Genomic DNA, 25988 nt, shown 5'->3' with positions numbered 1-25988 from the left:
ACGCACGCTGTGTGATCCTCAGGCTCGGGGTATTCCCCCGTCCGGGTGTACGCCCGGCTGGTATTTCGGCAGCCGGGCGGTGATCTTCATGCCCGCGCCGACCGCGGTCTCGATGACGAGGCCGTGGTCGTCGCCGTACACCTGGCGGAGCCGTTCGTCGACGTTGCTCAGGCCTATGCCGCCCGAGGGGCTCGTCTCGCCGGAGAGGATGCGTCGCAGCACCTCGGGGTCCATGCCGACGCCGTCGTCCTCGATGACGACGAGTGCCTCCGCGCCCGCGTCCTGGGCGGTGATGCTGATGTGGCTCTTGTCGAGCCGGCCCTCCAGGCCGTGCTTCACCGCGTTCTCCACGAGGGGTTGGAGGCAGAGGAAGGGCAGGGTGACCGGCAGGACCTCCGGTGCTATCTGAAGGGTGACGGAGAGGCGGTCGCCGAAGCGGGCCCGGACCAGGGCCAGATAGTGGTCGATGGCGTGGAGTTCGTCGGCGAGGGTGGTGAAGTCGCCGTGCCTGCGGAACGAGTAGCGGGTGAAGTCGGCGAACTCCAGCAGCAGTTCACGGGCGCGCTCGGGGTCGGTGCGGACGAACGAGGCGATCACGGCGAGCGAGTTGAAGATGAAGTGGGGGGAGATCTGGGCGCGCAGGGCCTTGATCTCGGCCTCGATGAGCCGGGTGCGGGACTGGTCGAGGTCGGCGAGTTCGAGCTGGACGGAGACCCAGCGGGCGACCTCACCGGCCGCGCGGACGAGGACGGCGGACTCCAAGGGGGCGCAGGCGACGAGCGCGCCGTGGACGCGGTCGTCGACCGTGAGGGGGGCGACGACCGCCCAGCGGACCGGGCAGTCGAGGATGTCGCAGGTCAGACGGAACGCCTCGCCCCGGCCGCTCTCCAGGGGCCCGGCCAGACGCTCCATGATCTCGGCGCGGTGGTGCTCCCCCACGCCCTCCCAGACGAGAACCGACTCGTGGTCGGTCAGGCACAGCGCGTCCGTGCCGAGCAGGGTGCGCAGCCGTTTGGCCGATCTGCGGGCCGTCTCCTCCGTGAGGCCCGCGCGCAGCGGGGGCGCGGCGAGCGTCGCGGTGTGCAGGGTCTGGAACGTGGCGTGCTCCACGGGTGTGCCGAGGCCGCCCAGGCTTCTGCCCGGCCGGGCCGTCCGGCGACCGAGCCAGAAACCGGCCGCGAGGAACGGCAGCACCGCGACCAGGAACCCGGCCAGGAATCCGCTGACTTCACCGCTCATCGTTCACCTCCCGCAACTGGTACACCGCCCACGGCTCGCGGGTTCCGTTCACCGGCGCCACAGTTCGATCTCCTTCGAGGCCGCTGCGGGCTGGCCGCCGACCAGTTCCTCCGGCAGGTGGAAGCGGGCCAGGATCGACGGGGTCTCGGCCGGGACCCTGCTCGGGGTGGCGAGGGAGACCAGGACCATCGTCAGGAAGCCGAGCGGGACCGACCAGAGGGCGGGCCAGGCCAGCAGGGCGTGGAAGGCGCCGGTGCCGGGGTAGCCGGCCATGGTCGCGGCGACCGCGAGCAGCGCCGCGCCGCCTCCGGCGAGCATGCCCGCGGCGGCGCCCGGTGGGGTCAGGCGCCGCCACCAGATGCCGAGGACGAGCAGCGGGCAGAAGGACGAGGCGGACACGGCGAAGGCGAGGCCGACCGCGTCGGCGACCGGTAGTCCGCCCACCAGGACGCTCGCCGCGAGGGGGACGGCCATGGCGAGGACCGTGCCCAGCCGGAAGTGCCGTACCCCGCGGGCGGGCAGCACGTCCTGGGCGAGGACGCCGGCGACGGCCAGGGTGAGGCCGGACGCGGTGGACAGGAACGCCGCGAACGCCCCGCCCGCGACGAGCGCGCCGAGCAGATCGCCGCCGAGGCCGCCGACCATGCGGTCCGGCAGGAGGAGTACGGCCGCGTCGGCGTCCCCGGTGAGGGTGAGTTCGGGGGCGTAGAGCCGGCCGAGGGCCCCGTAGACCGGGGGGAGGAGGTAGAAGGCGCCGATGAGGCCGAGGACGACGACCGTGGTGCGGCGGGCCGCGACGCCGTGGGGGCTGGTGTAGAAGCGGACGACGACATGGGGCAGGCCCATGGTGCCGAGGAAGGTGGCGAGGATCAGCCCGTACGTGGCGTAGAGGGGGCGTTCCTCGCGGCCCTCGGCGAGGGAGGTGGACATGCCGCCGTTGCTGCCGCGGTCGGCGACGGGTACGGGGTCGCCCTCGGTGAAGGTGAGCCGGGTGCCCCGCTCGACCCGGTGGGTGCCGGTGGGCAGGTCGATCCGTTTCTCGTCGTGGCGGCGGCCGTCGACGGTGCCGGACACCGTGACGGTCAGCGGCTGGGCGAGTTTCAGGTCGAGGGTCGCGTCGACGCGGACGACCCGCTGCTCGCGGAAGGACGCCGGCTCGTCGAAGGCATGGCGGGGAGCGCCGTCGCCCTGCCAGGCGAGGACGAGGAAGAGCGCGGGGACCAGCAGGGCGGTGAGCTTGAGCCAGTACTGGAACGCCTGCACGAAGGTGATGCTGCGCATGCCGCCCGCGGCGACGGTCGCGGCGACGACGACGGCGACGATGACCCCGCCGAGCCACTGGGGCGCGTCGGTGAGCACGTTCAGGGTCAGTCCGGCGCCCTGGAGTTGGGGCAGCAGGTAGAGCCAGCCGACGCCGACGACGAAGGCGCCCGCGAGCCGCCGTACGGTCTTGGAGGCGAGCCGGGCCTCCGCGAAGTCGGGCAGGGTGTAGGCGCCCGAGCGGCGCAGCGGGGCGGCGACGAACAGCAGCAGCACGAGGTATCCGGCGGTGTAGCCGACCGGGTACCAGAGCATGTCGGGGCCCTGGACGAGGACGAGGCCCGCGATGCCGAGGAAGGAGGCGGCGGACAGGTACTCGCCGCTGATCGCGGCCGCGTTGAGGCGGGGGCCGACGGTGCGGGAGGCGACGTAGAAGTCGGAGGTCGTGCGGGAGATGCGCAGGCCGAACGCGCCGACGAAGACGGTCGCCACGACGACGAGGGCGACCGCGGGGACGGCGTAGTTCTCGTTCATGCCGGCTTCTCGCTCATGCGGGGTTCTCGCTCACGCTGGGTCTCGCTCATGCTGGGTCTCGCTCACGCTCGGTTCTCGTTCCTGCCGCGCTTCCGGTCGGCTCGGGCACGGTGACGGTGGGTCTCAGCGGTCCTCGACCAGACGAACGAGGTCCTGTTCGTTGCGTTCGGCGCGCCGTACGTGCCGGCGGGCGAGGAGGACCAGCGGGGGGTAGATGCCGAAGCCGAGGACGGCCCACTCCAGGCCGGCGCCGTCCGGCATGGCGGCGAAGACCAGCGGCAGCGGGGCGACCAGCAGGACGAGGACCGCGAACACCGCGATGGCGGACCGGAGTTGGCTGCGCATGAGGGAGCGGACATAGGTGTGGCCGAGGGTGGTCTGTTCGTCGATCTCGGTGCGCGGGCGGTGGTGGCCGGAGCGGTGCGGGTGTCTCCCGCCCGGGCGGAGCCGGGAGGGCGGGAGCGTGCGGCGGGGCACGCCGGTGACGACGACGCGTCGTTCGGTGGGGTCCTGGGGCATGCCGTCTCCTCAGCTCGTGGTCCGGCGCATCAGCAGATCGCGCAGTTCGCGGGCATGGCGGCGGCTGACCTGGAGTTCCACGGAGCCGACGAGGACGCTGACCGTGCCCGCGTCGAGGCGGAGTTCGCCGATGTGGCGCAGGGCGACGAGGTGGCGGCGGTGGATGCGGACGAAGCCGCGGGCGCGCCAGCGTTCCTCGAGGGTGGAGAGCGGGATGCGCACGAGATGGCTGCCCTGCGAGGTGTGCAGTCGGGCGTAGTCGCCCTGGGCCTCGACATGGGTGATGTCGTCGACGGCGACGAAGCGGGTCACGCCGCCGAGCTCGACGGGTATCTGGTCGGGGTCGGGTTCGTGGACGGGTATCGGCGTCGGCGGGGCGGCGCCGCGCAGTTGGGCGGCTCGGCGTATCGCCTCGGCGAGCCGTTCCCGGCGGACCGGCTTGAGGACGTAGTCGACGGCCTTGAGGTCGAAGGCCTGCACGGCGAAGCCCTCGTGGGCGGTGACGAAGACGACGAGCGGGGGCCGGGCGAAGCCGGTGAGGAGCCGGGCGAGGTCGAGGCCGTCGAGTCCGGCCATGTGGATGTCGAGGAAGACCACGTCGATCGCCTCGGGTCCGGCGGGGCCGGACTCCAGGGCGCGGTTGATCCGGCGCAGGGCCTCGGTGGCGTCGCTGGCGCCCTCGGCGCTGCTGATCCGCGGATCCGCGTTCAGCAGGTACAGCAGCTCCTCGAGGGAGGGTTTCTCGTCATCGACGGCGAGCGCGCGCAGCATGAACCCGGAGTGTAGGAGTAATTCGTACGCCTGCACATGTCCGCGCGCCGGAGGCCTTCCGGGCGCGTACCGCGGGTGCCGGTCGCTGGATACAGTGCCCGCATGAACAGCAAGTCAGCGGCGTTCGACGAGCTCGATCGCAAGATCATCACGGCGCTGATGGCGAACGCGAGGACCAGCTTCGCCGAGATCGGCTCGGCCATCGGCCTTTCGGCCACCGCGGTCAAGCGGCGGGTGGACCGGCTGCGGGAGACCGGGGTGATCACGGGGTTCACGGCCACGGTGAAGCCGGCGGCGCTCGGATGGCGTACGGAGGCGTACGTGGAGGTGTACTGCGAGGGCGCGGCGCCGCCCCGGCGGCTGGCGGAGGTGGTGCGCAACCATCCGGAGATCACGGCGGCGATGACGGTGACCGGCGGCGCGGACGCGCTGCTGCATGTGCGGGCCGTCGACGTGGAGCACTTCGAGGAGGTGCTGGAGCGGATCCGCACCGAGCCGTTCATCCGCAAGACGATCAGTTACATGGTGCTGTCGCATCTGCTGCCCGAGGCTCCGGAGGCCGCCGCCACCGCCGACGCACCGAACGTGCGCTGAGCCGGTTGAATACGCAGTATCACTGCGTGAACACGCAGCGCTTGTCGCTTGTCGGGCGTCTGTCCTGATTCCTACCGTGGTGTCATCCCCAGCCGACACCGCAGGAAGCGGAGAGACCCTCTGTGCCCGACAGCCGTGTGCCGCGCCTTCGGCGCTTTCTGGTCTGCGAACCCAGACACTTCGCCGTTCAGTACTCGATCAATCCCTGGATGCGTCCGGACGCCCCCGTGGACGTCGACCTCGCCCGTGAGCAGTGGCAGGCGCTGATCCGCGCCTACCGGGACCACGGCCACACCGTGGAGACCGTGGAGCCGGTGGCGGCGCTGCCCGACATGGTCTTCGCGGCCAACTGCGCGCTCGTCCTCGGCGGCCGGGTCCTCGGCTCGCTGTTCCACGCGCCGGAGCGGCGCCCGGAGTCCACCGCGTACGACGCCTGGTTCGAGGGCGCCGGGTACGAGGTGCACCGGGCCGAGTCGGTGTGCGAGGGGGAGGGCGACCTGGTGCCGGCCGGCCGCTTCCTCCTCGCCGGGACCGGTTTCCGGACCACGCGTGAGGCCCACCGTCAGGCGCAGGAGTTCTTCGGCGTCCCGGTGATCAGCCTCCAGCTGGTGGACCCGCGGTTCTACCACCTGGACACCGCCCTGTTCGTGCTGGACGACGGGGAGGACGGCAACATCGCGTACTACCCGGAGGCGTTCTCCTCCGGCAGCCGCGCGGTCCTCGCCCGGCTCTACCCGGACGCGGTGATCGCCGGCCGTGAGGACGCGCTGGCCTTCGGGCTGAACTCGGTGTCCGACGGCCGCCATGTGTTCATCTCGTCCCGCGCCAAGGAACTCGCCGACCAGCTCGACCGGCAGGGCTACGTGCCCGTCCCGCTCGACCTGTCGGAGTTCCGGAAGGCCGGCGGCGGCATCAAGTGCTGCACTCAGGAGCTCCGCCCGTGAAGCTGGAGACCCGGCCCCCGTTCCACCGCCCTCGCCCGGCGTTCCGCCCCATGACCCAGGAGGCCCGCTCATGACCGCTCCCGTCCGTACGCGTTCGTCGGCCGACCTCATCCGTGCCGAGGAGCCCGTCCTCGCGCACAACTACCATCCGCTTCCCGTCGTCGTCGCCCGTGCCGAGGGCACGTGGGTCGAGGACGTGGAGGGCCGCCGCTATCTGGACATGCTGGCCGGCTACTCCGCCCTCAACTTCGGTCACCGCCATCCGGCGCTGATCGAGGCCGCGCACCGCCAGCTGGACACGCTGACGCTCACGTCGCGGGCCTTCCACAACGACCGGCTGGCGGAGTTCGCGGAGTCCCTGGCCGAGCTGACGGGCCTGGACATGGTGCTGCCGATGAACACGGGCGCCGAGGCCGTGGAGAGCGGCATCAAGGTGGCCCGCAAGTGGGCGTACGAGGTGAAGGGCGTGCCCGCGGACCGGGCGACGATCGTGGTGGCCGCGGGCAACTTCCACGGTCGTACGACGACGATCGTCAGCTTCTCCACCGACCCGGAGGCGCGGGGCGGTTTCGGCCCGTTCACCCCGGGTTTCCGGGTGGTGCCGTACAACGACCTGGCCGCGCTGGAGGCGGCCGTCGACGAGACGACGGCGGCCGTGCTGATCGAGCCCATCCAGGGTGAGGCGGGTGTGCTCATCCCGGACGAGGGCTATCTGCGTGGGGTGCGGGAGGTGACCCGGCGGGCCGGGTGCCTGTTCATCGCGGACGAGATCCAGTCGGGGCTGGGCCGTACCGGCCGTACGCTCGCGGTCGAGCACGAGGACGTGGTGCCCGACGCCGTGCTGCTCGGCAAGGCGCTCGGCGGTGGCATCGTGCCGGTGTCGGCGGTGGTGGCGCGCCGGGAGGTGCTGTCCGTGCTGAGGCCGGGCGAGCACGGGTCGACGTTCGGTGGCAACCCGCTGGCGGCGGCGGTGGGCTCGGCGGTGGTGGAGCTGCTGCGGACCGGGGAGTTCCAGCAGCGGGCGGCCGAGCTGGGCGTCGTCCTGCGGGACGGGCTGACGGCGCTGGTCGGCCGGGGCGTGGTCGGCTTCCGGGCGCGGGGCCTGTGGGCGGGCGTCGACATCGACCCGGCGATCGGCACGGGCCGCGAGATCAGCCGACGGCTCATGGACCGGGGGATCCTCGTCAAGGACACCCATGGCTCGACGATCCGCCTGGCGCCGCCGCTGACGGTCACGGCCACGGAACTCCGCTCGGCGCTGGGGACGTTGGGGGAGGTTCTGGAGGCGGACTCCTGATCCGGGGCCGTTCCGGTCAGCCGGCGTGCGGCTGACCCGCGGGAGAGCCGCTCCCCCTGCGGGGAGCGGCTCTCCCGCGGTGCCCCGGTGTACCGGTATGCCGCCGTCAGCCGAGTGGGACGCCCGTGTGCTGCTCCAGGGTTCGGATCAGTCGGGCCCGGAACTGCTCGTCCCGGGTCGCGGGGTGCGGGGTCTGTGTCCGCCGGTGGTACCAGTAGCCGCCGGTGGTGGGGGTGGCGTCGGGGTGGGTGGCCAGCCAGACCTGGGTGTGGTGACCGGCGGCCAGGTCGTCCGCGGCCGCCGGCCCGCCCATGCGGGTGGGGACCCAGCCGGGGTCGACCGCGTGGCTGGAGGTTCCCGCCCAGCGGGTCGCGCAGGCCAGGGCGAGGGCGGTCACCCACAGCTTGGTGTCGTCGTAGGAGGCCGTGCCCGCGGTCAGCCGCGCCAGATCGGTGGAACCCGTCCGGTGCATGGAGCTGCTGAGGTAGATCAGCCTGGCCGGCTTGTCCATCAGGGCCGTCAGCAGGTACGGCGCGACGATGTTGACGGCGATCTCGTCGGGGGAATCCAGGACGCCCGCGTTGTGGATGACGGCGTCGAAACGGCCGAACCCCGCGGCCTGGCGGGCGACGGACCGGACCTCGTCCGCGACGGCGAGATCCCCGGCGACGACGCCCTTCCACCGTCCGCCGCCCTCCGTACCGGCAAGACGCGCCGTGTCACGGGCGTGCACCACCACGTCGTGGCCTGCCTCGGCCAACGCGTCCGCCGCGTTGCGCCCGAGCCCACCGGCCGCCCCGGTCACCAGTACCAGCGCCATGTCCGTTCCCTCCCGTCGAGCCACTTCGACCCACTTCGACCCTACGCCCGGCGCTCCGCCGTCGGGACGTACGCCTGCACGCCCTCGCGCCCATCGAACACCGAACGTTCCCGGCTGATCGTCTTTGCCGTTTGTGGCAGGTCGGGGCCCTCCTTACCGCCGGAACTACGGGCTACGATCAATCCTCGGCACCGCGGGACGGGGCTCACCGGCGCGCAAGCGCCTGACGCAACGTCAGTACAGTCAGCGAGGAGTCGGCATGAGGCCGATCGGACCTGCCCTCACCTGGCGACGGGCTCAGCCCGGTCACGTCCGCGGATGTGTGCTGTGACCTGGCGGAACACGTCCAAAGAGCCGATCCGGTAGAGCGAAGGGGACGCCGTGTTCTATTACCTGCTCAAGTATGTGCTTCTGGGTCCGCTGCTGCGGCTGGTCTTCCGGCCCCGCATCGAGGGTCTCGAACACGTGCCGTCGTCGGGCGCGGCCATCGTCGCCGGGAACCACCTGTCCTTCTCGGACCACTTCCTGATGCCGGCGATCCTCAAGCGGCGCATCACCTTCCTGGCGAAGGCCGAGTACTTCACCGGGCCTGGGGTCAAGGGCCGACTGACGGCGTTCTTCTTCCGCAGCGCGGGGCAGATCCCCGTCGACCGCTCCGGGAAGGAGGCCGGTCAGGCCGCGATCCGCGAGGGGCTCGGGGTGCTCAGCAAGGACGAACTGCTCGGCATCTATCCGGAGGGCACGCGCTCGCACGACGGCCGCCTCTACAAGGGCAAGGTCGGCGTGGCGGTCATGGCGCTGAGGGCCAGGGTGCCCGTGATCCCGTGCGCGATGATCGGCACGTTCGAGGCGCAGCCGCCGGGCAAGGTCATCCCGAACATCCACCCCGTGGTGATCCGCTTCGGCAAGCCCCTCGACTTCTCCCGCTACGAGGGCATGGAGAGCGAGAAGGCCGTCCTGCGTGCCATCACCGACGAGATCATGTACGCGATCCTCTCGCTCTCCGAGCAGGAGTACGTGGACCAGTACGCGGCCGTCGTGAAGGCCCAGGAGGCCGAGGCCGCGGCGAAGGAACGCAAGGACCGGAAGGAACGCAAGTTCCCGCGTATGCCGTTGAGTTGATGCGGGCGGCGCCGAGAACGCCCTTGGGGCGGGCGTCGGTGCCGCTGTGTCACCGCGTCATCTGCCCAGAGCAGATCCTCCTCCCACGGCGGCGCCACCGCCGTACGGTCGGATCATGAGACGTGCTGTGGTGATCGGGGCGACGGGACAGATCGGGCGTGTGGCCGTGGGCGCGCTGGCGAGGGACGGCTGGGAGGTGACGGCCCTCTCTCGGGGAGGCGGGCGGGACGACGGCTGGCCCGAGGAGGTACGGGTCGAGCGCGTGGACCGCGGGGACGACACGGCGCTGGCGACGGCGATCGGCGACGGTTGCGACGTCGTGGTGGACATGGTCGCCTACGGGCCCGAACACGCCCGGCAGTTGACCGCGCTGGCCGACCGGATCGGCTCGGCGGTGGTTGTCTCCAGCGTGTCGGTGTACGAGGACGACAAGGGCCGCACCTTCGACACCCAGGCCGAGCCGGACGGCTTCCCCGAGTACCCCGTGCCCCTCACCGAGGACCAGCGCACCATCCGGCCCGGCGAGACCTCGTACAGCACCCGCAAGTCGGGCCTCGAACGGGAACTCCTCGCCGCCGGCGACCGGTTGCCGACGACGCTGCTGCGTGCGGGCGCCATCCACGGGCCGCACTGCCGTACGCCCCGCGAGCTGTACTTCGTGAAGCGCAACCTCGACCGGCGGCCCCGGCGGATCCTCGCGTACGGCGGGCGGAGCCGCTTCCATCCGGCGAGCGTCACCAACATCGCGGAACTGATCCGGCTGGCCGCCGCCCGGCCGGGTTCCCGGGCGCTCAACGCGGTCGACCCCGACGCGCCCACGGTGGCGGAGATCGCCGCCGCGATCGACAGCGTCATGGGCGTCACGGCGGAGGACGTGCTCGTCGAGGGGCCCGCCCCCTCGCCCACGGTGGGCGACACCCCGTGGTCCGTGCCCACGGACGTGGTGTGCGACATGTCGGCGGCCGAACGGGAGGTGGGCTACCGCCCGGTGGTCCGGTACGCCGAGACCCTGCCGGAGACCGTCGCGTGGATCGAGAGCCGGCTGGCGGGCGGCCGGGACTGGCGGGAGGCGTACCCCAGGATGGCCGCGACGTACGGCGACCTCTTCGACTACGCGGCGGAGGACGCCTGGCTGGCGGAACACCGGCCGTAAGCCCTGAGCGGTCACGCCCAGGCACATGCGTGAGGGGCGACCGGTCCGCCCGGTCGCCCCTCACCCACTCAGTTCCCTACGGTGCCGGCGTGGCGTGCGCGGCGCACTTCACGTCGGCCTTGCCCACCTTGCCGGTGAGCAGGTAGGAGTCCACGCGCTCGTTGACACACGCGTTGACCAGGCCGGTGACTCCGTGGGAGCCGGCCTTCGTCTCCGTGATCAGACGCGAGCCCTTGAACCGCTTGTGCAGCTCGACGGCACCCTCGTACGGGGTGGCCGCGTCACGCTCGGACTGGACGATCAGAACGGGCGGCAGGCCCTTCTTCGTCTTGACCTCCACCGGCGTGTACTGCTTCGACGGCCAGGTCGCGCAGGGCAGGTTCATCCAGGCGTTGGCCCAGGTCATGAACGGGTAGTTCTTGTGCAGCCGGGTGTTGTCGCGGTCCCATGTCTTCCAGCTGGTGGGCCACTTGGCATCGGTGCACTCGACCGCGGTGTAGACGGCGTTGCCGTTCTCCGACGTGGCGTTGCCCGCGGTGTCGCTCAGGTCCGGGGCGGCCGCGTCGACCAGCGCCTGGGTGTCACCGGCGGCGTACTTGCTCCACACCTGGGCGGTGGGCGCCCACGCGGAGTCGTAGTACGGGGCGCTCTGGAAGAAGGAGATCAGCTCGGCCGGGCCGACGAGCCCGCCGATCGGGTTCTTCTTCGCGGTGGCGCGCAGCTCCAGCCACTTCGCCTGCACCTTGGCACGGGTGTCACCGAGGTGGTACGTCGCGTCGTTCTGCGCGACCCACTTCGTCCAGTCCTTCCAGCGGCCCTCGAAGGCGACGTCCTGGTCCAGGTTGGCCTGGTACCAGATCTTCTCGCGCGAGGGGTTCACCACGCTGTCGACGACCAGGCGGCGGACGTGGGTCGGGAAGAGGGTGCCGTAGACCGCGCCGAGGTAGGTGCCGTACGAGACGCCGAGGAAGTTGAGCTTCTTCTCCCCGAGGGCGGCACGGATGACGTCCAGGTCACGGGCGGTGTTCGCCGTGGTCATGTACGGCAGCATCGCGCCGCTGCGCTTCTGGCAGCCGGCCGCGTAGGCGGCGGCGAGCTTGCGCTGCTTGCGCTTGTCGGCCTCGCTGTCGGGCACCGGGTCCATCTTGGGCGCCTTCACGAACTCCTGCGGGTCGACACAGGAGATGGGCGCCGACTTGCCGACACCGCGCGGGTCGAAGCCCACGAAGTCGTACGCCTTGGAGACGTTCGCCCACAGCGGGTTCTTGGTGGTGACCCGGCGCGGGAAGCGCAGACCCGACCCACCGGGGCCGCCCGGGTTGTAGACGAGGGCGCCCTGGCGCTCCTCCTTCGTGCCCGTGTTGCCGATGTGGTCCACGGCGAGCTTGATCTGCTTGCCGTTCGGCTTGGCGTAGTTCAGCGGCACGGTGACCCAGCCGCACTGGATGGGCTTCTCCAGACCCCACCCCTCGGGGCAGTCCTGCCACGTGACGCCCTTCTTCGCCGCCTTGGCGGCGGCGACGGCAACACCCTTGGCCTCCAGGTCCTTGCCACCGCCGGCGGCCGCGGCGTTGGCCACGGGGGCGGTGACGGCGCCGGCTATCAGGGTCGCCGTGACGAGCAGTCCGGCGGAGCCGAACGCTGCCGCCCTTCTCGTCGGCCTCATACCTCTCAAGAGGGAACTCCCCGTACATCGTTTCGAATTTTCGAATGGTCACGGGGATCCTCGTACTTGGGAGGCACCGGGGAACAGAGGGGCGGAACGTTCTTTACTAATCCGATAACCGGTGAGGCACGTTCCGTTGAGCGGGCCGCGGGTCAGCCGTCGAGCCCGGCCAACGCCTCGTCCAGCACCCGCCGCAGCAGCAGCGCGTCCGGCGCCAGGGCGCTGACGAGGACCGCGGGCCCGGCCAGCGGAGTCAGGGTGGCCGACTCCCCCAGCACCCTGGGTGCGGGCGGCCGCTGCGCGAACTCCGGCCGTACGACGACGAGTTGGCCGAGCGCCCGGTACCCGCCCAGCACGGCGGGACCGTCCCAGCCGCCGGGTGCGCCCGGCCCGCAGGACACCTCCTGGTCGAGCAGCGCCCGCCCGTCCAGCCGTACGGTGAGCCGGCTGCTCAACCGCCCCGGCCCCTCCCCGACCCGCCCGAGCACCTGCTCCTCGCGGAACACGAGCCGGGCACCGGACGCGAGACTGAGGGAGGTCGACACCCGCAGGTCGCTGCCGCAGGCCGAGATCAACTGCTCGGGCAGCCAGCGCAGTTCGCCCCCGGCGGCGACACGGACCCGTACGTCGTAGCGGGCCTCCTCCTTGCCCTGCCCCGGCAGGGCGATGGTCGCCGCCGCGGACCCCAGATGCAGCCGCGCGCCCTGCCCGACCTCCGCCTCCACGGCGAGACGGTCGCCCCCGAGCGGGCCGCTCATGGCGCCGACCAGCATGACCCGGGCCTCGTCACCACTCCCCCGGGTGCGCCGCAGCGCGAGCGGCCCATGGCTCTCCAGCACGGGCAGAGCGGTACCGCCGCGTCCGTCGGCACGGGCGGCGAGCCGCGCGGTGGCGCGGACACCGGTCGTACTCATGGTGGGTGCGCCGGTGTGACTCCCCTCCCGCGACTGCGTGGCGCTCGCACCTCGCGGCCCGGCGCCTCCCGCCGCCGTCACGCGGTCCACGCCGCGAGCCGTTCCCGTACCCAGGCGGCGACGTCGGTGACACCGGCCTCGCTCCTGAGCGACTGGAACACGACCGGCAGTTCGGCGCGCTGCGCCTTCGCGTCGGCGGCCATCCGACCGAGGTCCGACCCGACGTACGGCGCGAGGTCCGTCTTGTTGACCACCAGCAGGTCGGCGGTGGTGACGCCGGGGCCGCCCTTGCGGGGGATGTCGTCGCCGCCGGCCACGTCGATCACGAAGATCTGCGCGTCCACGAGGCCCTTGGAGAACGTCGCGGTGAGGTTGTCGCCGCCCGACTCGACGAGGACGAGATCGAGCGGGCCGACCTCGTCCTCCAGGTCCTCGACGGCTTCCAGGTTCGCCGAGATGTCGTCCCGGATCGCGGTGTGCGGGCACGCGCCCGTCTCCACGGCCGTGATCCGCTCGGGCGGCAGCACGGCCTCGCGCAGCAGGAACTCGGCGTCCTCCCGTGTGTAGATGTCGTTGGTCACGACGGCCAGGGCGAGCTCGTCCCGCAGCGCACGGCACAGCGCGGCGACGGTGGCCGTCTTCCCGGACCCCACGGGCCCGCCGAGCCCGATCCGCAGCGCGCGCCGACGGCCGTCCGGCCGATACGCGTCCGCGCTCACCGCGGAGGGACCGTCGTGGAGGTGGTCATGGTCGAGATGCATGAAGCGGCTCCTTTATATGGGGGTGGAAGAGTTCGGGGGGCGTGGTGATCGAGCGCCTGCGGGTTGTGGGTGGTTGCTCGCGCAGTTCCCCGCGCCCCTGAAAAGCGGAGGCGCCCGAGTCTTTTAGGGGCGCGGGGAACTGCGCGATCAGCCCACGACAACCCGCACCCGCCGACGAACCCCAAGGGCCCGAGCTCGACCGCGGGGGTCGAAGGGGCGCAGCCCCTGGGGACGGGACGGGTAGGGGCGGCGGGGGCGACCCCCTCCTAGGACGCGAACAACCGCACGGCCCAAGCCGCATGCACCTCCGCCCCGATGTCCAGCAACGGCCCGGAAGCCGCCGGCAGCACATCCACCCCACCCCCGACCGCCTCCCGCCCCGCCTCGACGGCCGACCGCACCACACGGTCCATCTCGGGGGCCAACCGCGCCACCACCCCCGTCGCGTCGAACGGATCCAGGCTCAGCAACCGCACGGTCGCACTCGCCGGCCCGCTCACGCTCTCGTACACGGAGCAGTACGCGGCGTCCTCGGGCCCGAGCCCGGCCGCCCGCGCCGTGACGCCCAACACCACCGACTGGTGCGCCCCCTTGGGGAACTCCCCTGCCAGCGCGCCCAGTTCCTCGGACGGCCAGGTCGCACGGGCCGCCCGCATCAACTGCCGCCCCAGCTTGCGGGAGGCGACCCGCAGCGCGAGGGACGGTGTCCGGGCGTCGGCCGCCGCGTCCAGCGCGACCGGGTCGACCCCGAGTGCCGCCGCCGCGGCCAGCGCCGCCGACACCAGCCCCACCGTGTGCAACCGGCCCCGGCAGAACGCCTCCAGACCGTCCGCCCCGCGGATCAGCCCGGCCTTGACGGCCGCCTCGGCCCCGCCGGAGTGCGCGTGCCCCCCGGCGGGAAAGCGGCCGTCGGCCAGTACGAGAAGAGTCGCCCTGGACATCAGAAGAGGAAGTACCGCTGGGCCATGGGCAGTTCGGCGGCCGGTGTCGCCTCCACCAGCTCGCCGTCGATGTGCACGGCGAAGCTGTCGGGGTCGATCCGCACCTCGGGTCGCGCGTCGTTCTCCCGCATGTCGGCCTTGGTGACCCCGCGCGTCGAGTCGATGGCGACGAACCGCTTCCCGAGCGAGAGCCGCTCCGGCAGTCCGTCCTCGACGGCGAGCGGCGCCACGAAGTTGAACGAGTTGGCGGCCGGCGCCCGCCCGATCGCCCCGTACATCGGGCGCGGGAGGATCGGCTGCGGTGTGGGGATGGACGCGTTGGCGTCGCCCATCTGCGCGTACGCGATCTGCCCGCCCTTGATCACGAGCTGCGGCTTCACCCCGAAGAACGCGGGCTCCCACACCACCAGGTCCGCGAGCTTGCCGCTCTCCACGGACCCGATCTCACGCGCGAGGCCCTGCGCGAGCGCGGGGTTGATCGTGTACTTGGCGACGTAGCGACGTACGCGGTGGTTGTCGGCGCGGTCGTCACCCGGCAGGGCGCCCCGTCGCCGCTTCATCACGTGCGCGGTCTGCCAGGTACGCAGGACGACCTCGCCGACCCGGCCCATGGCCTGGGCGTCGGACGAGATGATCGAGATGGCGCCCAGGTCGTGCAGTATGTCCTCGGCCCCGATCGTCGACGGCCGGATGCGGGACTCCGCGAAGGCGAGGTCCTCGGGCACGGCGGCGTTGAGGTGGTGGCAGACCATCAGCATGTCGAGGTGTTCCTCGGCGGTGTTGACGGTGTAGGGCCGGGTCGGGTTCGTGGAGCTGGGCAGCACGTGCGGCTGCGAGACCACGGTCATGATGTCGGGCGCGTGCCCGCCGCCGGCGCCCTCGGTGTGGTACGCGTGGATGCCCCGTCCGGCGATGGCGGCCAGGGTGTCGCCCACGAACCCGGCCTCGTTGAGGGTGTCCGTGTGGATGGCGACCTGGACGCCGGTCCGGTCGGCGACGGTCAGGGCCGCGTCGATGACGGCGGGCGTCGACCCCCAGTCCTCGTGCAGCTTCAGACCGAGCGCCCCGCCCCGGATCTGGGACAGCATCGCCTCGTGGGAGACGGTGTTGCCCTTGCCGAGAAAGCCGATGTTCAGCGGGTACTGTTCCATCGCCTCCAGCATCCGGGCCAGGTGCCAGGGGCCGGGGGTGACGGTGGTGGCCTTGGAGCCCTCCGCCGGTCCGGTGCCGCCACCGACCAGGGTGGTCACTCCGGACGCCAGCGCCTCGTCGGCGATCTGCGGGCAGATGAAGTGGACGTGCGCGTCGATGGCACCGGCGGTGACGATGCGCCCGTTGCCCGCGATGATCTCCGTCTCGGGCCCGATGACGAGGTCGGGGTGGACCCCGTCCATGGTGTCGGGGTTGCCCGCCTTGCCGATGCCGGTGATACGGCCGTCGCGGATGCCGATGTCGGCCTTGACGATGCCCCAGTGGTCGATGATGACCGCGCCGGTGATGACCGTGTCCGGGGTGCCGTCTGCGCGCGTAGCGCGGGCCTGGCCCATGGACTCACGGATGACCTTGCCACCGCCGAACACGGCCTCGTCGCCGGCGAGTCCGGGGCCGCCGGAACGGTCCTCCTCGATCTCGACGAGCAGATCGGTGTCGGCGAGCCGGATACGGTCACCGGTGGTCGGCCCGAACAGGTCGGCGTACGCGGCACGCGAGATCTCAGGCATCGAGGGCACCTCCGGTCTCCCCGCGCAGTCCCGGCACGACACGGGCGCCGGTGAGCGGGACGAGTTCCACGTCGACGGGGATGCCGGGCTCGAACCGTACGGCGGTGCCCGCGGCGACGTTCAGCCGCTTGCCGCGCGCGGCGGCACGGTCGAAGTCCAGACCGGGGTTGGCCTCGGCGAAGTGGTAGTGGGAGCCGACCTGGACGGGCCGGTCGGCGGCGTTGAGGACGGTCAGCCGGGTGACCTCACGGCCCTCGTTGTACACGATCGGTTCCTCGGCGAAGAGGATCTCTCCGGGAATCACGGCAGCCCCCTCAGACGATCGGGTCGTGGACGGTGACGAGCTTGGTGCCGTCCGGGAAGGTCGCCTCGACCTGGACGTCGTGGATCATCTCGGGAATGCCCTCCATCACGTCGTCGCGGGTGAGCAGTTTCCGCCCGGACGCCATGAGTTCGGCCACCGTACGGCCGTCCCGCGCGCCTTCCAGGATGTGCGCGGTGATCAGGGCGACAGCTTCGGGGTGGTTCAGCTTCAGGCCCCGGGCCCTGCGCTTCTCGGCCACGTCCGCCGCCACATGGATCAGCAGCCTCTCCTGCTCGTGCGGGGTCAGTTGCACGGCGTCCCACCTCACATCCTCGCTCCGGACCGTGCGGGGTCCGGTTGCCTCGCCACCGCGCAACATCGCAGGTGGCGTGGCCGCAGGCTAATTGGGCGGCGTTTCGGTGACGTTAACCGACCCCCGGCCCGGACGAGGAACGCGCCCGGCTCGGGAGCGGAACGCGCTCGGCTCAGGCGCGGAACCCTCACGGCTCAGGTACGGGCGGCCGGGTCCTCCATGCTCATCAGAGCCTTCAACCCCAGCTCGACCACCTGGACCGGCACGTCCCCGAAGAGCGCGTACTGGGCCGCGAAACCCTGGGCGAGCGCGATCAGCGTCCGCGCCACACTGAGCGCCGGGATGTCGGCCCGCATCATCCCCGCGTCCTGATACGCCTCGACGATCTCGACCCACGGCTGCCGCACCTGCGCGAAACCGTCGTTGAGCACGTTCTGCAAGTCCGGGTTGCGGAGGGTCTCGGCCCAGACCTGCACCATCAGCCGGGGGTAGAGGGACCCGCCGTTCGGCCCCAGCGTCGGCTCCTTGCCGAGGATCTGCCGGATGACCATGCCGATGAGGATCTCCGGGGACGGCAGCGGCCGCCGGGCGGCGGCTTCCTGGAACGCACCCCGGATCTCACTGATCACCTCCGCCACGATCGCGGCGATCAGCTCTTCCTTGCCGGTGAAGTAGCGGTAGACGGCCCCGGCGGAGAGGTCCGCCTCCTTCAGTACGTCCTGCATCGACGTGGCGTGGAACCCGTTGCGGGCGAAGCAGCGGGCCGCGGCGTCGAGGATCTGGCGGCGGCGGGCGTCTAGACGCTCCTGCGATACGCGAGGCATGCCGTCAAAAGTAAAACGAACGTTCCTTCTTGACAAGTCACGCCCCGGCGAGCATGGTGAAGTCAAGAAAAACGAACGCTCCTTCTTTTTGGCGAGGAGAGCGAGAGCCGGCCGACGAGACCCGGGTCACCACTGCTCCTCACCACACCCGCACCCACACCCACACCATCGGTATGGAGGGAAACCATGTCCGCCACGCCCATCGCACCCTCGGCGGCCGAGCCCACCGCCCCGGCCGCCCCAGCCGCCCCGGCGACCCCGGCCGACTCCCGGGCGCACGTGACACCGCCGAGTCGCCGGATGGTCGCGGTCATCGTGCTGATCCCCGTCATCGCGGCACTCGCGCTCTGGGCCTTCGCCTGGCCCAACGCCCGTATCGCACCGCGCGATCTGCCGCTCGGTGTGGCGGGCCCCGCGGCCGCCGCCACGCAGGTCGAGCAGCGCCTGGAGCAGCGGGACGGCGCTTTCGAGGTGCACCGTTACGCCGACGAGGCCGCCGCGCGGGACGCGATCGAGGACCGGACCGTGTACGGCGCGGTCGTCGTCACCGAGGCGGGGCCGAAGCTGCTCACGGCGTCGGCGGCGAGCCCGATGGTCGCGCAGTTGCTCCAGCAGGCGGTGGGCGAGCAGGCCGCTCGGGAGGGCGCCCGGGTGGAGGTCACCGACGTGGTGGCGACCCCGGCGGAGGACCCGCGCGGGTCGGCCTTCGGTTCGAGCGTGCTGCCGTTGGCGCTGGCCGGTACCGCCGCCGGCGCGGTGGTGACACTGCTCGGGCTGCGCGGGGCGCGTGCGGCCGGCGCACTGGCCGGGGCCGCCGCCCTGGTCGGCCTCGCCGCCGCGGCCCTGGCGCACACCTGGCTGGGCGCGCTCACGGGTGACTGGTGGGCGGAGGCGGGCGTACTGGGCCTCACCACCCTCGCCGTGGGCGCCACCGTGGCCGGCCTGGCCGCACTGCTGGGCCGGGCGGGCCTCGGCCTGGGCGCGCTGCTGATCGTGTTCCTCGGCAACCCCTTCTCGGGCGCCGCCTCGGCACCCCGGATGCTGCCCGAGCCCGCCGGGACGCTCGGTCAGTGGCTGCCGCCGGGCGCCGGCGCGACACTGCTGCGCTCCGTCTCGTTCTTCGACGGCGCCGCCGCCCTCAGCCCGGCGCTCATCCTGACCTGGTGGGCCGTACTCGGCCTGGGCGCGGTCCTCGTGGGCCCCCTGCTCAAGCGGCCGAAGAAGCCCGCCGCGTCGCAGGCCGCCGCGCCCACCACCGGCCGCACTCCGGCGCCCACACCCGCGCACTGACCGGGCGAGCGGCTCCGAAGCCGGACCCCGCCTCGGACAAGGCATCTGAGCCACGCGAGAAGCGGCCCCAACCAGACAGGCCGTGCGCCCCCGCTGTAGCGGACGGGGGCGCACGGCCTACTCGTATGCGGGCGTGAGTGACGTGCCTTCACGCCCTCTAGGAGGCGCCCGACCCCCGGTGCTCCGCCGTGATGCCGAACCGCTGCTGGTCCCTAGGGGGCGACGCCACCTCGCGGACGCCGGAGACCGCGCTGACGACGGGCTCCTCCGCGGGATCCTGGAGCGCTTCGAGCTGCTCCAGATCGGCGGCGGAGACCAGGGCGACGAGGGGCTTGCCGTGCCGCGTCACGACGACGCGCTCGCCGCCGTAGACCACTCGGTTGATCAGATCGGCGAGCTCAGCCCTGGCTTGCGTCACCGGAATCTCGTAGGCCATGGGGTCCAGCTTAGACCGGGTCCCACCGCCTCCCCGGAGCGGAAGGTCCCATTCTGCCCCGGGACGCTCCGCACGTTCGTACGATCACAACGACCTCCGAGGGGAGGCGTTCATGACAAACGAACGGGGAGATCATGTCCAGCCTTTCCAGGCGCACACTGCTCGGATACACAGGGACGGCGGCAGCGGGAACAGCGGCGGCGGGCACCGCACTGTTCGCCGGCGGGCCGGCCCGGGCGGCCGAGAACGGGACCGCGGACGAGAACCCGACGCCGGACCAGGCCCAGAGCCGGCCCCCGAACCAGCCCCAGGCCCAGGCCCGAGCCCAGGAGAACGCGGGGGCCGACTTCCCGGACGGCACCAAGTTCAGCGGATACGTCCGGATGCCCGGCACCGAGATGACGGAGCTCACGGTCAGCTTCACCGTGAGCACGACGGAGGCGCCGGCGGCCCAGCGGATCTCGGCGCTCGAAGTGGCCAACGCCCTCAACGAACTCGCCGCCACCCGCGGCTGGCCCCCCATCACCTTCTACGGAACCCCCGCCCCCGCCCCGCTCAACTGACCGGCACTCCACCCGCACGCCCCACCACTCACCCGCCCCCCACTCGCCCTCCGAGACCAATCCCCGCGGAGCCACGCTCCGCGGGGATTTTCGCTGTCAGCCGAGGGCCGCTCCAAAGAGGCGTACGTCCTGTACATTTTTTACAGAAGTCGATCAGAGGAGACCCCCATGCCCGCGAACCGCCCGTCGGCCCGCCACGTGCTCCCCGAATTCACCGAACGCACAAGTGCGGGTCACCGAACGATGGATCCGTATGCGAAGTTGCTGGAGGAGCGGATCGTGTTCCTCGGGACGCAGATCGACGACACGTCCGCGAACGACGTGATGGCGCAGTTCATGCACTTGGAGTACCAGTCCCCGGAGCGGGACATCTCCCTCTACATCAACTCCCCCGGCGGCTCGTTCAGTGCGATGACGGCCGTCTACGACACGATCCGGTTCGTCACCTGCGACGTGGAGACCGTCTGCCTCGGCCGGGCGGGGGCATCCGCCGCGGTGCTGCTGGCGGCGGGCACGCCGGGCAAGCGATCCGTGCTGCCGGGCGCGCAGGTGGTGCTCCATCAGCCGGCGCTGACCGAGCCGGTCACCGGACAGGCGAGTGATCTGGCGATCCAGGCCGAGGAGCTGATGCGCAACCGCCGGCGACTGGAGGAGATGCTCGTACGGCACACCGGGCAGAGCCACGAACGGATCAGCGGCGACCTCGAGCGGGACAAGTTCCTCGACGCACACGGAGCCGTGGACTACGGCCTGGCCGACCGGGTCGTGCCGAGCCGCAGGGGCTCGCGGGCGCTCCCCGGCGCGAGGTGAGCCGCCGATGCTCCCACCCGAGCTGCCGCCGTTGCCCGCGCTGACGCGGGCCGAGGCGGAGTTGATCGACCGTTATCTGGACGTGGTCGACCTGCTGGGCCGGATCAACCCGGCCCGCCCCGGCGACACGTATCGCGGGCTGCGGGCCGCGCAGGCCCTCGTCGGCCGGGCGACGGCGCTGCGCGACGCGCTCGAACTGATGCACACACGCGGCGAGAACGAACTGCACGCCCCCACCCTGGCCCGCGCCCTGCGGGTCCTGGACGGGGAACGGCGGGCGGCCCGGGTCACCCTTCCGCCGGAACCCGAGGACTCCCCCGCCTGACTCCGACGACTCCCCCGCCTGAACCGATCGGGCGTCGTCCGCCGTACTACTGACGGGCCCTCCGGTCCGGGTCTCGGCCCACCGGACGGCCTACGCGGAACAACCCATCGGCCCACCCGTCCCCAAAACCGCCGGAGTTGCGCATCATGCCTGCAAGAGTGCCGGAACCCATCATTCCGTTGCTGGTGCGGACGTCCTCGACTCCGTGGACAGAACAGCTGAAAAAGGTCTGTCCACCCGAACGGGCGAGTGGTGAGTAACACCACAAATCCCTGATTCCGTTGGGATTTTCGGACTTCCGTGCGTCAAGATCCCTTCCTGACGACAAGCCCCCGCCGCAGCGGCGGGGCGATCCGGGCGGACGCCGAGTCCTGCCGCCGCCTGGATGACCGGTCGACAGGAGTGGATCGGCAGGAGTGGAGGACCCAAGCACGACGGGTCGCCGGGACGGTCACGCCATGACCGGGTCGAGCAGCCCTTGGGGTGAAGCCGCGTCAGCGGCCGGGCAACTTCGCCAGCCCGAATCCGACAGGTCATCCTTCACAGGCGGCTGACGAAGGGTTGCGCATGTCTGCGCTCAATCGTGTCCCGTCGCTGTTGACCCGGGCCGGCACGGCCTCGGCTCTGACCATCGCCGCCGTCGGCGGCAGCATCGTGGTCCCGGGCGTCGCCTCGGACGCCGAGGCCGCCACAGTGGCGTCGAAGGCGCTTCAGGTCGCCGCTTCCAAGAAGGGCTCCCCTTACCGGTACGGCGCGACGGGCCCCGGCAGGTTCGACTGCTCAGGGCTGACGCTCTACTCGTTCAAGAAGGCGGGCAAGAAGCTGCCCCGTACTGCCCAGCAGCAGTACAACAAGACGAAGCACATCTCCGCGAGCAGCCGCAAGCTCGGAGACCTCGTCTTCTTCCACTCGGGATCGAGTGTCTACCACGTCGGTATCTACGCGGGGAAGGGAAAGATCTGGCACTCGCCGAAGACGGGTGACGTCGTGCGACTGCAGAAGATCTGGACGAAGAGCGTCTGGTACGGCCGGGTCCGCTGACCCGTCGGAGGGCGGCCGGAGCACCGGCCGCCCTCCCGGTTCACCCCGGCCGCTCCCCGGTCGCTCCCCGGTCGCTCCCCGAGTGCCCCAGAACCCTCCTTCGCCCCCTCCTCGGCAGGCGTGACACAGGCCCGGATGGTTACTCGTACAGCCATGGCCGACGAACGCATCAGCCCCGCTCGCAACGAGACGCCTCTCGAACGGGCCGACCGCAACTTCTCCGAGTTGCTCCAGGAACTGCGGGTCACCCAGACAGGGGTGCAGATCCTCTTCGCGTTCCTGCTGACGCTGGCCTTCACCCCGCGCTTCCCGGACTTGGACGCCTTCCAGCGCGCGACGTACGTCACCACACTGCTCCTCGCGGTCCTGGCGGCGGCGCTCTTCACCGCCCCGGCCGCCCTGCACCGCTCGCTGTTCCAGCAGAACGCCAAGCCCACCATCGTCCGGGTCTCGTCCAGGCTGGCCGGTGTCGGCCTGGGGGTACTGATGCCGGCCTTCGCGGGGTCGGTCCTGCTCATCGTGGACGTGACACTCGGCCGGGCCGCGGGCCTCACCGCCGGCGGTGGCACGCTCGTCGGCTGTCTGCTGCTGTGGGGCCTGCTCCCGAGGCTGGTGGGACGCTCCGTCCGCGGGAACCGCACGCCACCGGCGCCGCGCCCCGGCGGGACGGTCCCCGCCCCCCAGGGGCGGGACTCCGTCAGGGCTCCTGCGGACCGCCTGCCCTGACCGGCTGCACGGGGACGGCCCACGGAAGCTCGATCGCCACCGTCTTGCCGCCCTCCCGCGTGGGTCTGACACTCAGCCGCCCGCCGCACTCGGCGGTCAGCCAGCGGATGATGACCATGCCCCGCCCGTTGTCCTGCTGGACGGCGGCGGGCAGGCGTTTCGGGAAGCGCGGATGACTGTCGGTGACGCCGATGTGCAGATGCTCGTCACGGTCGAGGACGAGGTCCACGGTGAACGTCGGTGACTGACCGAAGGTGTGCTGAACGGCGTTGGTGGCGAGTTCGGACACGATCAGGCGCACGGTGTCCGCGATGTCCGTGTCGCTCGGCAGGCCCCATTCGGCCAGCACGGTGGCGACGTATCTCCGGGCCGCGGACACCGAGGCGGGATCGCTCGGCAGAGTGACGGATGCTTCCTGGTGATCTGCCATGGCGGTGCGTCCCTTTCCCACGGGACCGATGTCCGACTGGGAGCGGATGATTCGAGTACGGTCCCGGACTGGTGCTTCGCGCCAGAGTGCCACTACCTGGGCCGTCACGGGTGGCGATCCACCAAGATATGCATATATCTGTCGCTCGAAGCGGTGAACTCTCCGACGGCCGACCGTATTCGAGGGGCCTCTCGGGCCATCCTCTACCGTCACCCGACTTCGCGCGCCGGGCGGAAGGAGACACCCATGCAGTACGGTCCGGCGGTGCGCCGCCGCAAGCTCGGCGCCGAGTTGCGCCTCCTGCGCACCCGCGTCGGCATCACCAGCGTCGAGGCCGCCCGTCTCGTGGGCTGGCACCAGTCGAAGGTGAGCCGCATCGAGACGGGCGCCAGCGGAGTGAAACCCGCGGACGTCCACCGACTGCTGGACGCCTACGCGGTCGACGACGGCGAGTTACGGGAACTGCTGATGGCGCTGGCGGGCTCCGAGGACGGGGGCGGACGGCACAACTGGTGGCACGCGTACCGAGGGGTGCTGCCGCCGACGTACCGGGACTTCATCAGCCTGGAGTCGCAGGCGAGCGGGATGCGCACCCTGGAGACCTCGGTCGTGCCGGGCCTGCTGCAGATCCCCGAGTACGCCCGGGCGGTGACGCGGGCCGCGGTGGAGGGACTGGAGGACGACAAGATCGACGCGCTCGTGGAAGTGCGGCTCGCACGGCAGGACGTTCTGCGCGGACACCCCCCGATGGAGCTGAGCGCCGTGCTCGACGAGGGCGTTCTGCGGCGTGAGGTCGGCGGACCCGAGGTCATGGCCCGTCAGCTGGAGCGGTTGGTCGAGGCGGCGCGTCTGCCGCAAGTGAGGTTGCAGGTGCTGCCGTTCACTGCCGGGGCGCACATCGGCATCACCGGTCCTTTCGTAATCTTCTCATTTCGGAACACTTCCGATCTGGACGTGGTTGTTCTCGACCACTTGACGAGTAGCCTCTACCTCGAACGGAAAGAAGACCTCAGGGCTTATGTCGAGGCCTTCAACACCCTTCAGATCCACGCCCTTTCGCCCGAGGACTCGTTGGATTACATCGCCGGTCTGGCTCAGGGCTAGCTTCCGGCGCGTAAGGAGGCACCATGTCAGCTCTGCCTCGGAACGTACCCACCAGTACCGCGCTACGCGGTGTGCGGTGGCTGCGCAGCAGCCGCAGCACGGGGATGAACAACTGTGTGGAAACGGCCCGTCCCGGGTCCGGCCGACTGGCCGGACTGGTGGCCGTGCGCGACTCGAAGAACACGGCGGGGCCCGCCCTGCTGTTCACCCCCGAGGCATGGGAGGGATTCGTCACCACGCTTCGGTGAGCACCACCGGCCGCACCACAGGTTCCGCTTCTGGCGACGCACGGCCGCGACGCCGACTCACGGTCGCGTATCGCCGATGATTCCCACGGCTCGGTCGATCTGTCCCTCGGTGAGATCCGCCCGGGCGGTCAACCGCAGCCTCGAGATGCCGTCGGGCACGGACGGTGGGCGGAAACAGCCGACGGCGAGACCCGCCGCCCGGCAGTCCGCCGCCCACCGCACCGCCTGATCCGGAGACGGCGCCCGTACGGACACCACGGCGGCGTCGGGCCGCACCGCTTCATGGCCCGACGCCGTCAGCCGTGTGTGCAGCGCCCGCGCCACCTCACGGGCCCGGGCGGCCCGCTCCGGCTCACGGCGCAGCAGTCTGAGCGCGGCGAGTGCGGCGCCCGTCGCCGCCGGGGCGAGCCCCGTGTCGAAGATGAACGTCCGGGCCGCGTTGACCAGGTGGTCGATCACCTTCGCCGGTCCGAGGACGGCACCGCCCTGACTGCCCAGCGACTTCGACAGAGTGACCGTCACGACGACATCGGGGGCGCCCGCCAGCCCCGCCGCGTACGGCGCGCCCCGGCCGCCGTCGCCGAGGACGCCGAGCCCGTGGGCGTCGTCCACGACGAGCCCGGCGCCGTACGCGCGGCACGCGGCGGCCAGTCCGGCCAGCGGGGCGGCGTCGCCGTCCACCGAGAACACCGTGTCGGAGACCGCGATCGCGGGTCCCTTGGCCGTGCCGAGCGCCTTGCGGACCGCGTCGGGGTCGGCGTGCTCGACGACCTGCGTGGTCCCGCGGGCCAGCCGGCAGCCGTCGATCAGGGAGGCGTGGTTGCCCGCGTCGGACACGATCAGCGAGCCGTGCGGGGCGAGCGCGGTGACGGCGGCGAGGTTGGCGGCGTAGCCGGAGGAGAAGACGAGGGCGGCCTCGAAGCCGCAGAAGGCGGCCAGTTCGCGCTCCAGTTCGCCGTGGAGCTCGGTGGTGCCGGTGACGAGCCGGGAGCCGGTCGCCCCGCCGCCCCAGATGCGTGCCGCCTCGGCCGCGCCCTCGATGATCTCGGGGTGGTGGGCCAGCCCCAGGTAGTCGTTGCTCGCGAGGTCGAGCAGGGGCGAGTCGGCGGGGCGGGGGCGCAGGGTCCGTACGAGCCCGGCGCGGCGGCGTGCCGACGCCTGCTCGTCGATCCAGCCGAACGCCATGAGTCCTCCGGGGGTCGCGTGGGCAGCCCTCGGTGCCGGTGCTGTCATCGGGCAGCGCGGCAGGGGCTTTTGTAGGCAGTGCACAGACACTAACGGGACGGCCCGTCGCCCACGATGTGGCGATACCCACACG

29 protein-coding genes and 1 riboswitch are annotated in these 25988 nt (G+C 71.5%); of the genes, 13 read left to right on the top strand and 16 right to left on the bottom strand.

Going from position 1 to position 25988, the window contains the following annotated elements; translation table 11 throughout:
* Positions 1 to 18: 18 nt before the first annotated feature.
* From SMA5143A_RS28015 to SMA5143A_RS28000, 4 genes are all read right to left on the bottom strand, one after another.
* Positions 19 to 1239, bottom strand: a complete 1221-nt coding sequence (locus SMA5143A_RS28015) for a sensor histidine kinase (protein ID WP_107465594.1) — start codon at positions 1237 to 1239, stop codon at positions 19 to 21.
* 48 nt (positions 1240 to 1287) lie between these two features.
* On the bottom strand, positions 1288 to 3033 hold the full coding sequence (locus SMA5143A_RS28010; RefSeq protein ID WP_107465593.1) for a sodium/solute symporter: 1746 nt from the start codon (positions 3031 to 3033) through the stop codon (positions 1288 to 1290).
* Positions 3034 to 3156: 123 nt separating this feature from the next.
* Positions 3157 to 3552 carry a hypothetical protein gene (locus SMA5143A_RS28005; protein WP_107465592.1) on the bottom strand — a complete coding sequence of 132 codons (396 nt, stop codon included), beginning with the start codon at positions 3550 to 3552 and terminating at the stop codon, positions 3157 to 3159.
* 9 nt (positions 3553 to 3561) lie between these two features.
* On the bottom strand, positions 3562 to 4323 hold the full coding sequence (locus tag SMA5143A_RS28000; RefSeq protein ID WP_107465591.1) for a LytR/AlgR family response regulator transcription factor: 762 nt from the start codon (positions 4321 to 4323) through the stop codon (positions 3562 to 3564).
* A 102-nt stretch (positions 4324 to 4425) separates the two neighbouring features.
* Between SMA5143A_RS28000 and SMA5143A_RS27995 the strand changes: the two genes are divergently transcribed.
* The 3 genes from SMA5143A_RS27995 (at position 4426) to rocD (ending at position 7158) form a co-directional block, all read left to right on the top strand.
* The gene (locus tag SMA5143A_RS27995; protein ID WP_055711036.1) at positions 4426 to 4917 is read left to right on the top strand and encodes an Lrp/AsnC family transcriptional regulator; all 492 of its coding nucleotides are present in this window, start codon (positions 4426 to 4428) and stop codon (positions 4915 to 4917) included.
* 122 nt (positions 4918 to 5039) lie between these two features.
* Positions 5040 to 5861 (top strand): dimethylargininase, encoded by an 822-nt coding sequence (ddaH, locus tag SMA5143A_RS27990; RefSeq protein WP_107465590.1) that lies wholly within the window; start codon positions 5040 to 5042, stop codon positions 5859 to 5861.
* 70 nt (positions 5862 to 5931) lie between these two features.
* Positions 5932 to 7158 (top strand): ornithine--oxo-acid transaminase, encoded by a 1227-nt coding sequence (gene rocD, locus SMA5143A_RS27985; RefSeq protein ID WP_107465589.1) that lies wholly within the window; start codon positions 5932 to 5934, stop codon positions 7156 to 7158.
* Positions 7159 to 7264: 106 nt separating this feature from the next.
* Here rocD and SMA5143A_RS27980 read toward each other — a convergent pair whose 3' ends face one another.
* The gene (locus tag SMA5143A_RS27980) at positions 7265 to 7978 is read right to left on the bottom strand and encodes an SDR family NAD(P)-dependent oxidoreductase (RefSeq protein ID WP_107465588.1); all 714 of its coding nucleotides are present in this window, start codon (positions 7976 to 7978) and stop codon (positions 7265 to 7267) included.
* Positions 7979 to 8359: 381 nt separating this feature from the next.
* On the opposite strand from SMA5143A_RS27980, the gene SMA5143A_RS27975 reads away from it, so the two are divergent.
* Both SMA5143A_RS27975 and SMA5143A_RS27970 read left to right on the top strand, forming a co-directional pair.
* Positions 8360 to 9100, top strand: a complete 741-nt coding sequence (locus SMA5143A_RS27975; RefSeq protein ID WP_107465587.1) for a lysophospholipid acyltransferase family protein — start codon at positions 8360 to 8362, stop codon at positions 9098 to 9100.
* A gap of 127 nt (positions 9101 to 9227) precedes the next feature.
* Positions 9228 to 10253, top strand: coding sequence for an NAD-dependent epimerase/dehydratase family protein (locus tag SMA5143A_RS27970; RefSeq protein WP_181362046.1), 1026 nt, complete (start codon positions 9228 to 9230; stop codon positions 10251 to 10253).
* A gap of 76 nt (positions 10254 to 10329) precedes the next feature.
* On the opposite strand, the gene SMA5143A_RS27965 is transcribed toward SMA5143A_RS27970, so the two are convergent.
* From SMA5143A_RS27965 to SMA5143A_RS27930, 8 genes are all read right to left on the bottom strand, one after another.
* Positions 10330 to 11919: an alpha/beta hydrolase gene (locus tag SMA5143A_RS27965; protein WP_107465585.1), complete on the bottom strand. Its 1590-nt coding sequence runs from the start codon at positions 11917 to 11919 to the stop codon at positions 10330 to 10332.
* Between the two features lie 152 nt (positions 11920 to 12071).
* Positions 12072 to 12833: an urease accessory protein UreD gene (locus SMA5143A_RS27960; RefSeq protein WP_107465584.1), complete on the bottom strand. Its 762-nt coding sequence runs from the start codon at positions 12831 to 12833 to the stop codon at positions 12072 to 12074.
* A 77-nt stretch (positions 12834 to 12910) separates the two neighbouring features.
* Positions 12911 to 13594 (bottom strand): urease accessory protein UreG, encoded by a 684-nt coding sequence (gene ureG / locus SMA5143A_RS27955; RefSeq protein WP_055542545.1) that lies wholly within the window; start codon positions 13592 to 13594, stop codon positions 12911 to 12913.
* 266 nt (positions 13595 to 13860) lie between these two features.
* Positions 13861 to 14535, bottom strand: a complete 675-nt coding sequence (locus SMA5143A_RS27950) for an urease accessory protein UreF (RefSeq protein WP_107465583.1) — start codon at positions 14533 to 14535, stop codon at positions 13861 to 13863.
* Positions 14535 to 16256, bottom strand: a complete 1722-nt coding sequence (locus SMA5143A_RS27945) for an urease subunit alpha (RefSeq protein ID WP_107465582.1) — start codon at positions 16254 to 16256, stop codon at positions 14535 to 14537. The genes SMA5143A_RS27950 and SMA5143A_RS27945 overlap by 1 nt, the downstream gene beginning before the upstream one ends.
* Positions 16249 to 16560 carry an urease subunit beta gene (locus tag SMA5143A_RS27940; RefSeq protein ID WP_107465581.1) on the bottom strand — a complete coding sequence of 104 codons (312 nt, stop codon included), beginning with the start codon at positions 16558 to 16560 and terminating at the stop codon, positions 16249 to 16251. The genes SMA5143A_RS27945 and SMA5143A_RS27940 overlap by 8 nt, the downstream gene beginning before the upstream one ends.
* Positions 16561 to 16570: 10 nt before the next feature.
* A complete protein-coding gene (locus tag SMA5143A_RS27935; protein ID WP_048819736.1) occupies positions 16571 to 16873 on the bottom strand; it encodes an urease subunit gamma in 303 nt (100 codons plus the stop codon).
* Between the two features lie 194 nt (positions 16874 to 17067).
* Positions 17068 to 17697: a TetR/AcrR family transcriptional regulator gene (locus SMA5143A_RS27930; protein WP_107465580.1), complete on the bottom strand. Its 630-nt coding sequence runs from the start codon at positions 17695 to 17697 to the stop codon at positions 17068 to 17070.
* Between the two features lie 186 nt (positions 17698 to 17883).
* Between SMA5143A_RS27930 and SMA5143A_RS27925 the strand changes: the two genes are divergently transcribed.
* Positions 17884 to 18987 carry an ABC transporter permease gene (locus SMA5143A_RS27925; protein WP_107465579.1) on the top strand — a complete coding sequence of 368 codons (1104 nt, stop codon included), beginning with the start codon at positions 17884 to 17886 and terminating at the stop codon, positions 18985 to 18987.
* 157 nt (positions 18988 to 19144) lie between these two features.
* Here SMA5143A_RS27925 and SMA5143A_RS27920 read toward each other — a convergent pair whose 3' ends face one another.
* A complete protein-coding gene (locus SMA5143A_RS27920; protein ID WP_107465578.1) occupies positions 19145 to 19423 on the bottom strand; it encodes a type II toxin-antitoxin system Phd/YefM family antitoxin in 279 nt (92 codons plus the stop codon).
* Positions 19424 to 19557: 134 nt separating this feature from the next.
* On the opposite strand from SMA5143A_RS27920, the gene SMA5143A_RS27915 reads away from it, so the two are divergent.
* The 5 genes from SMA5143A_RS27915 to SMA5143A_RS27895 all read left to right on the top strand — a co-directional run bounded on the left by SMA5143A_RS27915 (position 19558) and on the right by SMA5143A_RS27895 (position 22888).
* Positions 19558 to 19986: a hypothetical protein gene (locus SMA5143A_RS27915; protein ID WP_107465577.1), complete on the top strand. Its 429-nt coding sequence runs from the start codon at positions 19558 to 19560 to the stop codon at positions 19984 to 19986.
* Positions 19987 to 20154: 168 nt separating this feature from the next.
* The gene (locus SMA5143A_RS27910) at positions 20155 to 20796 is read left to right on the top strand and encodes an ATP-dependent Clp protease proteolytic subunit (protein ID WP_107465576.1); all 642 of its coding nucleotides are present in this window, start codon (positions 20155 to 20157) and stop codon (positions 20794 to 20796) included.
* A 7-nt stretch (positions 20797 to 20803) separates the two neighbouring features.
* Complete coding sequence (locus SMA5143A_RS27905) at positions 20804 to 21121, top strand: hypothetical protein (protein ID WP_099965156.1); 318 nt, start codon at positions 20804 to 20806, stop codon at positions 21119 to 21121.
* A 430-nt stretch (positions 21122 to 21551) separates the two neighbouring features.
* A riboswitch (cyclic di-AMP (ydaO/yuaA leader) is annotated at positions 21552 to 21685 on the top strand.
* Positions 21686 to 21688: 3 nt separating this feature from the next.
* The gene (locus SMA5143A_RS27900) at positions 21689 to 22162 is read left to right on the top strand and encodes a C40 family peptidase (protein WP_107465575.1); all 474 of its coding nucleotides are present in this window, start codon (positions 21689 to 21691) and stop codon (positions 22160 to 22162) included.
* Between the two features lie 153 nt (positions 22163 to 22315).
* Positions 22316 to 22888: a DUF6328 family protein gene (locus SMA5143A_RS27895; RefSeq protein ID WP_107465574.1), complete on the top strand. Its 573-nt coding sequence runs from the start codon at positions 22316 to 22318 to the stop codon at positions 22886 to 22888.
* Here SMA5143A_RS27895 and SMA5143A_RS27890 read toward each other — a convergent pair.
* Positions 22860 to 23318 carry an ATP-binding protein gene (locus tag SMA5143A_RS27890; RefSeq protein WP_099965155.1) on the bottom strand — a complete coding sequence of 153 codons (459 nt, stop codon included), beginning with the start codon at positions 23316 to 23318 and terminating at the stop codon, positions 22860 to 22862. The genes SMA5143A_RS27895 and SMA5143A_RS27890 overlap by 29 nt on opposite strands.
* A 246-nt stretch (positions 23319 to 23564) precedes the next feature.
* Between SMA5143A_RS27890 and SMA5143A_RS27885 the strand changes: the two genes are divergently transcribed.
* Both SMA5143A_RS27885 and SMA5143A_RS27880 read left to right on the top strand, forming a co-directional pair.
* The gene (locus tag SMA5143A_RS27885) at positions 23565 to 24422 is read left to right on the top strand and encodes a helix-turn-helix domain-containing protein (RefSeq protein WP_107465573.1); all 858 of its coding nucleotides are present in this window, start codon (positions 23565 to 23567) and stop codon (positions 24420 to 24422) included.
* A 23-nt stretch (positions 24423 to 24445) separates the two neighbouring features.
* Positions 24446 to 24670 (top strand): DUF397 domain-containing protein, encoded by a 225-nt coding sequence (locus SMA5143A_RS27880; RefSeq protein ID WP_055512956.1) that lies wholly within the window; start codon positions 24446 to 24448, stop codon positions 24668 to 24670.
* A gap of 57 nt (positions 24671 to 24727) precedes the next feature.
* Here the strand turns inward: SMA5143A_RS27880 and SMA5143A_RS27875 are convergent, their stop codons facing one another.
* Positions 24728 to 25855 carry an 8-amino-7-oxononanoate synthase gene (locus SMA5143A_RS27875; protein WP_107465572.1) on the bottom strand — a complete coding sequence of 376 codons (1128 nt, stop codon included), beginning with the start codon at positions 25853 to 25855 and terminating at the stop codon, positions 24728 to 24730.
* Positions 25856 to 25988: the final 133 nt, after the last annotated feature.

This window comes from Streptomyces sp. MA5143a (genome assembly GCF_900290235.1).
Taxonomy (GTDB): domain Bacteria; phylum Actinomycetota; class Actinomycetes; order Streptomycetales; family Streptomycetaceae; genus Streptomyces.
Note: the sequence above shows the minus strand (reverse complement) of the source record. Positions and strands in the feature narration are given on the sequence as shown.